Source organism: Nocardia sp. IFM 10818 (genome assembly GCF_054655275.1).
On the sequence record NZ_BAAHJH010000001.1, the window covers coordinates 1,056,269 to 1,069,089 of the forward strand.

The 12,821-nt window shown below is 69.7% G+C and carries 8 protein-coding genes; 6 read left to right on the forward strand and 2 right to left on the reverse strand.

Annotated elements, in window-relative coordinates:
- Positions 1-37: 37 nt before the first annotated feature.
- The gene (locus ACYQ5L_RS04810) at positions 38-952 is read right to left on the reverse strand and encodes an alpha/beta fold hydrolase (RefSeq protein ID WP_459955792.1); all 915 of its coding nucleotides are present in this window, start codon (positions 950-952) and stop codon (positions 38-40) included.
- A 169-nt stretch (positions 953-1,121) separates the two neighbouring features.
- Here ACYQ5L_RS04810 and ACYQ5L_RS04815 point away from each other — a divergent pair, with 169 nt between their 5' ends.
- From ACYQ5L_RS04815 to ACYQ5L_RS04825, 3 genes are all read left to right on the forward strand, one after another.
- Complete coding sequence (locus tag ACYQ5L_RS04815) at positions 1,122-3,032, forward strand: ABC transporter ATP-binding protein (RefSeq protein ID WP_459955794.1); 1,911 nt, start codon at positions 1,122-1,124, stop codon at positions 3,030-3,032.
- Positions 3,029-4,765, forward strand: a complete 1,737-nt coding sequence (locus ACYQ5L_RS04820) for an ABC transporter ATP-binding protein (protein ID WP_459955795.1) — start codon at positions 3,029-3,031, stop codon at positions 4,763-4,765. The genes ACYQ5L_RS04815 and ACYQ5L_RS04820 overlap by 4 nt, the downstream gene beginning before the upstream one ends.
- A gap of 185 nt (positions 4,766-4,950) precedes the next feature.
- Positions 4,951-6,234, forward strand: a complete 1,284-nt coding sequence (locus ACYQ5L_RS04825; protein ID WP_459955797.1) for a SidA/IucD/PvdA family monooxygenase — start codon at positions 4,951-4,953, stop codon at positions 6,232-6,234.
- Positions 6,235-6,348: 114 nt separating this feature from the next.
- Here ACYQ5L_RS04825 and ACYQ5L_RS04830 read toward each other — a convergent pair whose 3' ends face one another.
- The gene (locus ACYQ5L_RS04830; protein WP_459955799.1) at positions 6,349-7,005 is read right to left on the reverse strand and encodes a GNAT family N-acetyltransferase; all 657 of its coding nucleotides are present in this window, start codon (positions 7,003-7,005) and stop codon (positions 6,349-6,351) included.
- 158 nt (positions 7,006-7,163) lie between these two features.
- Between ACYQ5L_RS04830 and ACYQ5L_RS04835 the strand changes: the two genes are divergently transcribed.
- The 3 genes from ACYQ5L_RS04835 to ACYQ5L_RS04845 are packed head-to-tail and all read left to right on the forward strand — an operon-like array spanning position 7,164 to position 12,821.
- Positions 7,164-7,937: a thioesterase II family protein gene (locus ACYQ5L_RS04835; protein WP_459955802.1), complete on the forward strand. Its 774-nt coding sequence runs from the start codon at positions 7,164-7,166 to the stop codon at positions 7,935-7,937.
- Positions 7,934-9,250 carry a beta-ketoacyl [acyl carrier protein] synthase domain-containing protein gene (locus ACYQ5L_RS04840; protein WP_459955804.1) on the forward strand — a complete coding sequence of 439 codons (1,317 nt, stop codon included), beginning with the start codon at positions 7,934-7,936 and terminating at the stop codon, positions 9,248-9,250. Before ACYQ5L_RS04835 ends, ACYQ5L_RS04840 begins: the two co-directional genes overlap by 4 nt.
- Entirely contained in the window at positions 9,243-12,821 is a 3,579-nt protein-coding gene (locus tag ACYQ5L_RS04845; protein WP_459955805.1) for an acyltransferase domain-containing protein, read from the forward strand. Before ACYQ5L_RS04840 ends, ACYQ5L_RS04845 begins: the two co-directional genes overlap by 8 nt.

Here is a 12,821-nt window from a genome sequence, read left to right on the forward strand (position 1 = left end):
GCTCGCCCCGGGTGAGGGATTCCGTATGAGTCGTGGACTATTGCTTGACTTCCTTGTCCAGGAAGGCCGGGACCATATCGCCGAGCAGCTCCGGGCGGTGCATGACCGAGACGTGCGAGGCGCCGGGGATGATGGCCAGCTGCGAGTTCGGCAGCCCGGCCGGGGTGTCGCCCATGATGCCGCCGCCCAGCAGCCGGAAGATGGCCACCGCGTGCTCGGGGGTCACGATGTCGGAGTCGCCGATAATGTTCAGCACCGGGGACTTCATGGCGCGCACCGACTCCTCGGGGAAGGTCGGGACGTTGGCGTCCATATCCTTGATCTTGGCGACCAGCGTCGGGAAGTCCTGCGGCCGCGGCGCATTGGCGAGGTAGTCGGTGTGGAACGGGCTGCCGTGCAGCATGTCCGGCTGCAAGGTCTGGATGCCCTCCAGGGTGCCCGGGTGCAGGCCCGCGGCGGACAGGCCCACCGACAGCAGCACCAGCTTGTTCACCAGATCCGGGTAGCGTACGCCCATGTCGAGGGCGACGCCCGCGCCCATGCTGTAGCCGAAGATATCGGCCTTCTCGACGCCGATCTGCCGCAACAGCGCCGCGGTGTCGTCGGCCATGGTGCCGGTGCGCAGCGGGCGGTCGATATCGGCGGTGTGGCCGTGCGCCTGCTGTTCGACGGCGATGACCTGACGGGTCTGCGACAGGGTGGGGATGAGTTCGCCGAAATCGGTCCCGATGCCCGACAGCGCGCCGTGCAGCAGCACCACCGGGGGCTTGCCGTTCCGCTCGCCGTGCACCTCGTAGTACATCTCCAGGCCATTGACGTTGGCGCGCTGACCGGTCTGGACGGTGGTCACGGCCGGCTGGGTGGTCTCGCTGGATTCGGTGCCGCAGGCGGTGAGCAGTGCGGTGGCGGAGATGGTGAGGGCGGCGACTACGGCCAAGGACTTCTTGATCATGATGAGGCTCGTTTCGGCTGATGAATTGCGGTGCGAGGCCGCGGTCCTCGCTGGTTCACCGATGCAGACGAGCCGTGATCGCGGAATTCATCGGTGCCCGGAATCCCACAATCAAGCAAGTTAGCCTAACCTATCTTCTGATCGATTCCCGTATCGAGAGGCAGAAGAGATGACGGTGGAGGTCGCGCCGCCCACAGAGGCGCAGCCCGAGGTGGGGGACACCGCACCAGCGGACGCCGAGTCCGGCAAGGCGGCGGCGAAGGCCCGCAAACAGCGGGAGGCGCGGGCGCGCAAGGAGATCCTGGCCCCGGTGGCCGGGACCCTGTCGCTGGCGAGCTTGATCGTGGCCGTGGCCTCGGTCTGCGCGGTGGTGCCCTTCCTGCTGATCGTCTCGGCCTGCCGGGAACTGCTCGACGAGCAGGCCGACACCGATCGGGTATGGCGGCTGCTGCTCATCGCGGTGCTCGTGCTGGTCGCGCGGGCCCTGCTGCAAGCGGTCGCGCTGACCTGGTCGCACGCCGTGGACGGCGGCTATCAGCTGACCCTGCGGCGGCTGCTGGCCGACAAGCTGACCCGGGTTCCGCTCGGCTGGTTCGGGGAGCGCACCTCCTCCGAGGTCAAGAAGTATCTCCAGGACGATGTGGAGGCGCTGCACTATCTGGTCGCACACGCGCGGCTGGACTTCGTCGGCTCGGTGACGGTGCCGCTGGTGACGCTGATCTATCTGGCGACCGTGGACTGGCGGCTCACCCTCGTGCTGCTGGTGCCGCTGTTCGTGTACGCGCTGTGCATGAAGAAGATGCTCGATGAGCCGGGGCGGGAACGGATCGTGGCCTACAACGCGGCCGAGCTGCGCACCCGGGAGGCGACGGTGGAATTCGTCGAGGGCATCCAGGTGGTGCGCGCCTTCGGCCGGGCCGGCAAGGCGCACAGCGTGTTCCAGGACGCGGTGGAGCATCAGACCGAGAGCGTGCGCCGGTTGAAGATGCCGGTCATGACCGTGCAGTCGATCTCCGAGACGGTGGTCGCGCCGGTCTTCGTCATGCTGCTGGTGGTCGCGGCCGGACTGGCCGGGGTGGGGGCGGACCGGCTCGAGCCGCTCGATGTGCTGCCGTTCCTGCTGGTCGGCCTGGGTCTGGGCAGCTCGCTGCTGGGGCTGGGCTACGGCGCGCAGGCGCTGCGCACCGCCGGTGATGCCGCGCTGCGGCTGCACGAGCTCCTGCAGACGCCGGAATTGGCCTCCGGTACAGCCGATTCGGCGAAGACCGAGGCCGATGTTCCGGCCGGGCGGGTGCGTTTCGAGGACGTGAGCTTCGGCTACCGCGCGGACCATCAGGTGCTGCGCGGCGTCGATCTGGAGCTGGCGCCCGGCACCATTACCGCGCTGGTCGGCCCGAGCGGTTCGGGCAAGTCCACCCTCGCCAAGCTGCTGCCCCGCTTCTACGATGTCGGATCCGGCCGGATCACCATCGGCGGCCGCGATGTGCGCGACTTCGCCACCGAGGAGCTGTATCGCACAGTCGGATTCGTCTTTCAGGACGTGCGGCTGATTCGCGGCACCATTCGCGACAATCTGCGGCTGGCCAGTGCCGAGGCCGATGACGCGGCCCTGGAGCGGGCCGCCCGCGCCGCCCGCATTCACGAGCGCATTCTGGCGCTGCCGCGCGGCTACGACTCCGAGATCGGGGTCGACGCCGTGCTGTCCGGCGGTGAGGCGCAGCGGCTTTCGATCGCCCGCGCCCTGCTCGCCGACACCCCGGTGCTGGTGCTCGACGAGGCCACCGCCTTCGCCGATCCGGAATCCGAGGCGGCGGTGCAGGACGCGCTCGCGGTGCTGGTCGCGGGCCGCACCGTGCTGGTGATCGCGCACCGGCTGCACACCATCACCGGTGTGGATCGAATCCTGGTGCTGGAGAACGGAACTCTGGTCGAACAGGGCGATCATGCGAGCCTGTGCACGGCGGGCGGCGTCTACCAGCGACTCTGGGAGATCAACGAAGCGGCGCTCGAGGTCGTCGCGGCGCTCGACGGCGAAGAATTCGGCGCCGCAGGCGACAAGGCCGGGGAGGGAACCCGATGATCCGCAAGGTGCTCGCGCTGGTGCCGGGCGAATACGCCCATCTCACACCGCGATTGTTCATGGCCATTATCGCGCAGACGCTGTGCCAGGCCGCGGCCTACGTGCTGCTGGTGCCGGTGCTCGAGGCGCTCTTCGACGACGATCTCGGCCGGGCCTGGGGCTGGACGCTGTGGCTGGGCCTGGCCGTCGCCGGCGTGGTGGTGCTCAGTTATGTGCAGTCGGTGCTCGGCCTGCGCGTGGGCGTGGGCATGCAGCACGGTTTGCAGACCCGGCTCGGCGATCACCTGAACGCCTTGCCGCTGGGCTGGTTCGATGCTCAGAACGCGGGCGCGCTCTCGCGCATCGTGGTCGAGAACGTGCGCGAGGTCCAGGGCCTGATCGCGTATCTGATCGCGAAAATCCTGACCGGCGTGCTGGTTCCGCTCGGCGTCGCCGCGGGCATGCTGCTGGTGGACTGGCGCATCTCGCTCGCCATGCTGGTGGCCGCGCCGCTGCTGTTCGCGGTCAACCTGTGGGCCAACCGCTCCTACACCGCCTCCGACGAGCGCATGCACGAGGCCGCCTCCGAGGCCAATGCGCGGGTGCTGGAATTCGCTCAGGCGCAACCGGTTCTGCGCTCCTTCGGCGCGGTCGGCAAGGGCAACAAGGCTCTCGACGCGGCCCTCGCCCGCCAGCGCAAGGCCGCCTCCGGAATGCTGGTCGCCAGCGTCCCCGGTCTGATCGTGTTCTCCCTGGTCGTGCAGGCCGTCTTCCTCGTCCTGGTCTATCTGGTGGTCGGCCGCGTCACCGGCGGCGCCCTCTCCGCCGGCGCGGCCATCGCCCTGATCGCGGTCAGCGCCCGCTTCATCGAACCGCTCAACCAGGCCGCGCAATTGGGCACCGCCCTGCGCTCGGCCGCCGCCGCGGCCGACCGGGTCGCCACGCTGCTCGCCGAACCCGCGCTGCCGCAATCGGATACGCCGGTCACCCCGGGCGCTCCCGAGATCGTGTTCGACCAGGTGAGTTTCGGTTATCGCGACGGCGATCAGGTTCTCTCCGACGTCACCTTCACCGTCCCGGCGGGCACCACCACCGCCATCGTCGGCCCCAGCGGCGCGGGCAAATCCACGGTCCTGCGCCTGGCCGCCCGCTTCCACGACACCGATTCCGGCCGCGTCACCGTCTCCGGTCACGACGTGCGCGACCAGCCCACCGAAACCCTGCTGGGCCAGGTCTCCCTGGTCTTCCAGAACGTCTACCTGTTCAATCGCTCCGTCCTGGAGAACATTCGGGCCGGACGACCGGATGCGACGGACGAACAGGTACGCCGCGCGGCGGCGGTGGCGCGCGTGGACGAGATCGCCGCCCGCCTGCCCGACGGCTGGGACACCACGGTCGGCGAGGGTGGCACCGCGCTGTCCGGCGGTGAGCGCCAGCGCGTTTCGATCGCCCGTGCGCTGCTCAAGGACGCCCCCGTGGTCCTCCTGGACGAGGCTACCAGCGCCCTCGACCCCCAGAACGAGGCGGTCGTCGTCCGCGGCATCCACGAACTCACCCGCGACAAAACAGTCATCGTGGTAGCGCATCGCCTGGCCACCATCGCCCACGCCGACCAGATCCTCTTCATGGAGTCGGGCCGCATCGTCGAACGCGGCACCCATGCAGAGCTTCTCGCTCTCGAGGGCCGCTACGCCGACTTCTGGAAGGAACGCACCCGCGCCTCCGGCTGGCGTCTCGAGGCCGCTCCGGCCTGACTTCGGGCCAACCCCTTCCGCCCTTCGCGATCGGCTCCGAGCTCGTCAGAGCTCGGGGCCGAGATCACTCCCTCATTGCGGAGCAAGGCCTGGCGCGACCCGCGCATCGCAATGCAAGATAAGGTAAGCCTATGCAAACCCGGAGGGGCGGGTGTTTGCTCGACGAAGATGAGGCAGGAGAACCGGTGGACACACTTCTCGTGGTCGGCGCGGGGCCGAAAGCCCTGGCGGTAGCGGCCAAATCGCATGTGCTGCGCAAGCTCGGCCTGCCCGCGCCCCGGGTGATCGTGGTCGAAGCGCATGCGGTGGGCGGCAACTGGCTGCCCAGCGGCGGGTGGACCGACGGGCAGCACCGGCTCGGCACCAGCCCGGAGAAGGATGTCGGGTTCCCGTATCACTCCACGTGGGCGCGCGGGCACAATCGCGAGATCGACGAGGCCATGCGGGCGTTCAGCTGGTCGGCGTTCCTGGTGGAGCACGGCACCTATGCCGAGTGGATCGACCGGGGGCGGCCGAGCCCGCAGCATCATGTGTGGGCCAAGTACCTGCAGTGGGTGGGGCGCTCGATCGATCTGGAACTCGTGCTGGGCAGCGTGCGGGGCATTTCCGCCGCGGCCGACGGCTGGCTGGTGCAGGTGGCCGACGCCGACGGCGGGCTGAGCGAAATCGATTGCGACGCCGTCATGATCACCGGTCCGGGGCGCAGCGATCGTGCGCTCACCGCACATCCCAAGGTGCTGAGTATCGCCGAATTCTGGGATCTGGCCGGGCGGCGCGCGCTGCCGCCGTCCTCACGGGCCGCGGTGGTCGGCGGCGGCGAGACCGCCGGTTCGGCGCTGGACGAGCTGATCCGCCACGAAATGCTCACCATCTCGGTGATCTCGCCGAAGGCCACGCTGTACACCCGCGGCGAAAGCTATTTCGAGAACTCGCTCTACAGCGATCCCACCAAGTGGAGCGCCCTCGGCATGGAGGAGCGCCGCGATGTCATCCGCCGCACCGATCGCGGTGTGTTCTCGGTGCGCGTGCAGGAGAGCCTGCTGGGCGACAACCGGGTGCACCACCTGCAGGGTCGGGTGGTGAACATCGCCGATCAGGATGATCGGGTCGCCCTCACGCTGCGCAATGACATGCGCGCGGACCAGGTGCACTCCTTCGACCTGGTGGTGGACGCCACCGGCGGGCAGCCGCTGTGGTTCCTGGACCTGTTCGACTCGGGCGCAACCGATCTGCTGGAACTGGCCGTCGGCGGACCGCTGACCCAGGATCGCATCGAGAACGCCATCGGCTACGACCTGGCGCTGTCGGGTCTGAACGCCAAGCTCTACCTGCCGAATATGGCCGCCCTGGCGCAGGGCCCCGGCTTCCCGAATCTCAGCTGCCTGGGCGAGCTTTCGGACCGGGTGCTGCGCTCGGACCTGGCGCAGCGCCGAGGCGGTGCGCGCGAGCGGGTTGCCGCGGCGCGCTAGCAGATACGGCGGCGCACCGCTGAAACGGCAGGCGGACAGCCGAAACGGCAGGCGGACAGCCGAAACGGCAACGGCCGCGAGGAAATCCTCGCGGCCGTGCGGGTTCGGTGATCGCTATCGCAGCACCGGCAGATCCGCCGGATCGCGGAGCAGCGTGTAGAGCGAGATCCGCCGGTCCGGGCGAATGTCGAAGTCGCCCAGGTGCTGCCAGCCGTTCTTCTCGAGGGCCTTGCGCATGGGCGTGTTGCGGTAGTCGGGCTCGCACATGACGCGCCGGCATTCGGGCTCGGTCTCGAAGAGGCGCTCCACCAGCTGCCGCATCCACGCCGACATCACGCCGCGGCCCAGCAGCCTGGTGTCGGCGGTGGCGATGTGGAAGCCCATATCGCGCGGATCGGCCCGGTACAGCGTCGCGATCTCGTCCTTGGCCGGGCGGTACAACTCCACATAGGCGACATCCCGGCGGCCCGTCTCCGGGTCGCCGAGTGCGGCGAAGTCGTAGCCGAGCAGGCAAGGGCGGGAGAAGGTTCCGGCCAGCTGCGCGGCGCAGTCGGCGTGACGGCGCTCGACCGGCCAGTCCTGCTCCCAGGTCTCCAGCAGGTGCGGCCGGCGCATCCACTCGGTGATCGTGCGAGGATCCTCGGAATCGACGTCCACCAGGCGTAACGAGAACGGCTCGGGGAAAACGGGAACCACCGGTGCGGGCGCTGTGCGGACCTCGTCGGGGACGTCTGTCAGTTCACGCGCGAGGACGTAGGGCGTCCGGTTCATCGATGGTGACTCCGTTCGGGTCGTTAGCTTGATCACCCAGGTTTGTAAGGCTAGCCTATACTAAATCGGTGGTGCTACGGTTGGCCGAAACATCCGAGGGGGGACCAAGGTGAAACCGATGCCGCGCGCTGTAGGCGGTGTGTAGGAGAGATCAGGAAATGGCAAGGGAACTCGGTTGGATCAGGCAGTTTCAGGCCCCGCGTTCCGCAAACCAGCCACCGCTGCTGATTTTCCCGCACGCGGGCGCCGGCGCCTCCGCCTACCGGGTTTTCGCCAAGACCCTCGGTGAACATTTCGACGCCGTGGTGTTCCAGTACCCGGGCCGTCAGGATCGCGCGCGCGAGGCCGCCGCGGAAACGCTGCCGGAGATCGCTGCGGGCGCTTTCGCCGCATTCCTGGAATCGCCGCACCACACCGGCGCTCCCGTCACGATTTTCGGGCACAGCATGGGCGCGGTCATCGCCTTCGAATTCGCCCGGCTGGCCGAGGCCGCCGGTGTGCCGGTGCGGCTGCTGGCCGCCTCCGCGGCCGCCGCGCCCGCCCTCATCGCCGATCTGCCGCCCCATCCGCAGGAGGACGAGGCGCTGCTCGATCACATGAGCGCCCTCAATGGCACCGGCGCGGACGTGCTGGCCAGCCGTGATGTGCTGCGCATGGCGCTGCCGGTCATGAAGGCCGACTACCGCGCCTTCGACGCCTACGCCTGCGCCGCCGATATCGCCGTGGCCGCACCGATTCTGGTGCTCGGCGGCCAGGACGACGAATTCGTCGCGCCGCGTGCGCTGTACGCGTGGGAAGCGCACACCCGCGCCGGCATTCAGGTGACGCTGTTCGACGGCGGGCATTTCTACCTCAATGAGCACGTGGCCGGAATTGCCGAACTCCTGGTTTCCGCCGTGCCCGATGCACGAGAAGCGAGCACCTTCGCATGACAGCGTTTTCCGCCGATGATCCGATCGTGATCGTCGGAATGGGCGTCGAGGCGCCCGGTGGTATCGAATCCCTGCCCGAATTCTGGGCGGCGCTGGCCGAATCCCGGGAATTGATCGGACCATTCCCGCGCGACCGGGAATGGCCGCTCGCGGAAATCTTCGCACTCGACCGCCGGGAAGGCTGGAGCCCGGTGCGCGACGCCGGTGGATTCCTCGCCGGCGCAACTGAATTCGATCCCTTGTTCTTCGGCATCACCCCGCGCGAGGCGGTGGCCATGGACCCGCAGCAGCGGGTCGCCCTGCGGGTGGCCTGGCGGGCGCTCGAGCATGCGGGCATCAATCCCGGCGCCGTGGACGGGGCGTCCGCCGGCTGCTGGATGGGCGTCTCGCTCATGGAGTACGGGCCCGCGGCCGCCTCGATCAACGAGTACAACGGGTATCGCGCCACCGGGTCCGCGCTGGGCGCGGTGGCCGGGCGGATCTCGCACGGGCTCGGGCTCATCGGGCCCTCGGTCAGCGTCGACACCGCGTGCGCGTCCTCGCTGACCGCCGTGCACCAGGCGGCCTCGGCCCTGCGCGCCGGGGAGTGCGACTGGGCGATCGCCGGCGGCGTCTGCGTCATGGGCTCACCCGGGGCGTTCTACGAGTTCTCCAAGAACAATGCGCTGGCCGCCGACGGGCACTGCCGCGCCTACGCCGCCGACGCCACCGGAACGCTGTGGGGCGAGGGCGCGGGTGTTGTTGTGCTGGAACGGGAATCGCGGGCGCGGGAGCTGGGTCACCGGGTGTACGGGCGGCTGCTCGGCTCGCGGGTCAATCACAATGGCAAGGGCGCGCCCATCGCGGTGCCCAGCGCCGCGGCGCAGGAACGGCTCATCCGCGACACCCTCGCGGCGGCCGGAATCGCGCCCGAGCTGGTGAGCTTGATCGAGGGGCACGGCACCGGCACGCCGGTGGGTGATCCGCTCGAGCTGACCGCGCTGGCGAAAACCTATGGAGGCGAACGGGAATCCGGTCCGCTGCTGGGTTCGGTGAAATCCAATGTGGGCCATGCCCAGGCGGCCTCGGGCCTGCTGGGCCTGATCAAGGTGCTGCTGTGCGGTGTGCACGGGCAGATCGCGCCGAGCCTGTACGCCGACCGGCCGACGAGCGAAATCGATTGGGACGCCACCAGTCTGCGCCTGGCCGCGAAGCTCGAACCGTGGGCGGCCGTGGACGGGATGCGCTACGCCGCCGTCTCCTCCTTCGGCGTCGCGGGCACCAATGCGCACGCCGTGCTCGGCCTGCCGGTTCTGGAGGAAAGCGATGTGTAGCCACCGCCTGCCCGACGGCAGCATTCCCGTTCTGCTGTCCTCCGATACCGCCGCCGGTCTGCGCGGCGAGGCCGTCGCCATCCTGACCTACCTCGAGAGCCATCCCGGGGTGAGGCCGGATCGCGTGTCGGACATGCTCTTCCGCACCCGGATCGCACGCCGTTACCGGGCGCTGGCCATGGTCGGCGCGGGTGACGAGCCGGCCGCCGCGCGCGCGGAACTGCTGGCGGCATTGCGCGCCATCGCCTCCGATGAGCCGCACCCGGCCGTGGTCGCCGGTGACGGGCCCGCCACCGCCCGCAAGATCGGGTTCGTCTTCCCGGGCCAGGGCAGTCAGCGCCCCGGTATGGGCAAGCTCTACTACGAGCTGTCCCCGGCCTACCGCGCCCGCGTCGACGAGTGCTCCGCCATTCACGCGGAACGGTTCGGTCACGATCAGCCGCTGCACTATCTGCTCGGCAATGCGGGCGAGTTCCAGGACGAGGTGTGGGAAGTCCAGCCCGCCTTGATGTTCCACATGTCCGGCCTGGCCGCCATGTGGCAGGCCGCCGGCGTGCGGCCCGCCGCCACCATCGGCCACAGCCAGGGCGAACTCGCCGCCTGCGCCACCTCCGAGGTCATGTCGCTGCGCGATTCGGTGCTGGTGGTCACCCACCGCGCCCGCCTGGTGGAGCGGCTGTCCCCGCTCGGCTACTCCATGGCCGTGCTCGCCATGAACCGCGAGGACTGCGAGAGCCTGCTGGCCCGCCATTCCGGCTGGGCCGAGCTGTCGGTGGTGAACTCCCCGAGCATCATGGCCATCTCCGGTGACCGCCAGACCATCAAGGACATGGTCGCCACCGCCACCGAGCGCGGCCAATTCGCGCGCGAGATCGGCGTCGCCTATCCGGCGCACACCTCCATCGTGGCCGAGGTCCGCGCCGACTTCGAAGGCTTCCTCGGCGACGAGATGAGCAGCCCCACCTTCCATCCCACCGAGATCCCGTGCTACGGAGCGACTCTCGGCGAGGCGATCACCCCCGGCCTGGCACAGGAACAGTACTGGTACTGGAACCTGCGCAACCGGGTCCGCTTCGACCGCGCCGTGGTCGCGGCCGCCGTCGACGGCGTCGACACCCTCATCGAGGTCGTCGAACACCCGGTCCTGCAACTGGCCCTCCAGGAGAACCTGCACCTGGTCCCGCGCGACCCGGCCCGCGGCGCCCGCGACTTCCGCGTCCTCGGCACCTCCGTCCGCACCGCCGACAGCCTGCGCGAATTCACCCGCAACCTGGCCACCGTCGCGGTCGCCGACCTCGGCTACGACTGGAACGCCCTGCGCACCGCATCGCCGGTCTCCCTCCCGCTGCGCGACTTCCCGCACACCGTCATGAACCCCAGAAAGCTCTGGGCCGCAGCCGGATACGACGAGGACAAGATCCGCCCCGCCGCCCCGCCGGTTCCCGTCCCGCAGCGCCTGGTGGAGAGCTGGGTCCAGTGGGACCGCCGCTCCCTGACGGCCCTGCGCACCCTCGCCATCGTCGACCCGACCGGCAAGTGCGCCGCTCTGGCCGCCGCGCTGGTCAAAGCCGCCGACCGCTACGGCGCCACCGCCGTAACTCTCGACACCGCGGCTACGGTGACCGGCCTCGCCACACATGTCGCCGCCGACACGGCAGCAGCTCTCGCAGTCGATGGTTCACCCCGTCACGCCGACGCCGGCCCCGGCCACAAGCCTGCCGGGATGACCATCGGCGCCGCCGACCACACGCTCAACTCATCCGGAGCTGTCCCCGATCCAGCTGGCGCTGCGGTGAATCCTCCCACTGTGGCGAGTTCGTCCGTGGCCGCCACAAGCTCGGGTTCGGCTGTTCCCGCTGGTTCGAGCGCCACCGCGGTTGACGCTTCCGTTGCGGGTGCGGCAGCCGGTTACGGGGCCGCCGTGGCGGATGCCGGTGCCGCGCGGTCGTCGGCCGCCGCCGCGAATACGGCTGCCGCCGGGGCTGTCCCGGCTGGGGACCGGTCGGCAGTGACCGCTGATCCGAGCGCCGCTGCGGGCAATGGCGGCACGGTGCGCGATTCGGCTGCGGCGGCCTTCGATACCGTCGTGGTGCTGTGGCCCGCGTTGGCGGAGACCGATGGCGCGGGCGCGGTGGGAGAACTGATCGAGTTCTTCGCCGAGCACACGTGGCTGTCGGCCGCGCAGGGGCTGCGGCCCGGCGGGGAGTGCTGGCTGGTGACCGTGGGCGGGGAGTCGGTGCTGGAGTCCGATCCGGTGCCGCAGTTGTTCCATGGGGCGGTGAGCTCCGGATTCCGTTGTGTGGGTGTGGAGCACCCGGGTGTGCTGTTCCGGCACCTGGATCTGGCCGCCGACGCCGGGACCGAGCAGGCCAGCCGGATCGTGGGGGCGCTGCACACCGCGGGGGAGCCGGAGCTGGCGCTGCGCGGTGGGAAGGTGTTCGTCAAGCGGCTCGTCGCGGACGAGTCCGAGGCCGGGGCGGCCGCGAACCTCGACCATGTGGCGATCGTGGGCGGCACCGGGCAGCTCGGGTTGATCTTCGCCGAGCATTACGCGCGCACCGGCGCGGGACGGGTGACGCTGCTCAGCCGATCGGGTGAATCCGGCGCTCCCGCTGGGGAACTGGCTCGGTTGCGGGCGATCGGCGGGACCGAGATCGTCGCGGTCGCCTGCGACGTGAACGATTCGGAGGCGGTGCGGCGGTTCGCGGCGGCGCAGTCGGATCGGCCGGTGAGCGTGTTGATTCATGCGGCGGTCAACTATGTGGATGCCGAGATCGCCGATATCACCGCGGAGATGGTCGCCACGGCGGCCGCGTCCAAGGTGATCGGGCTGGAGGCCGTGCTGACGGCGGTGCCGCGCACCCCGGATTGCCGAATCCTGTTGTGCTCGTCGATGGCCGCGACCCTCGGCGGCAAGGGGCAGATCCTCTACGCGGTCACCAACCGCATGCTGGACATCGTTTCCCGGCGGCTGCGGGCGCAGGGTGTCGAGTGCAGCTCGATCGAGTGGGCATTGTGGAGCGTGGCGGGTCCGCTGGATGCGGCCGGGTTCGCCCGGGTCTCGGGAACCGGTATGTACCCGATGAATCCGGCCGATGCCATTGCCGCCGGGCTCACCGGGCAGCCCACCGACGCGGTGATCATCTCCGCCGACTGGCCGCTGCTGCGCGCCAACGCCGAGATCTTCGGGCAGGCGGCGGTGCTGGCGGAGGTGCCGGAGCCGGAACCGGTCGCGGTGCCCGCGCGGGTGGAAACTCCGGCTGTGGCAGTCGAATCCGAGATCGCACCGGCGCCGGTCGCCGTGACCGCACCTGTCGTGGACGCACCCGCCGATGATCGCTCGCTCGCCGATCAGGTGCTGGCCGAACTCGAGCGGGTCATGGGCGTCGGCGCCGGCGAGACCATCGACCGATCCGTGCCGCTGGTGGCGCTGGGCCTGGATTCCCTGCAGGCCCTGGACTTCCGCAAGCGGGTCCGGTCCGCGCTGGACCGGGATCTGCCGGTCGCCGCGATTCTGGGCGGTGCGTCCCTCGATGACGTCGTGCTGCTCATGGCTGAGAACACCAACTAG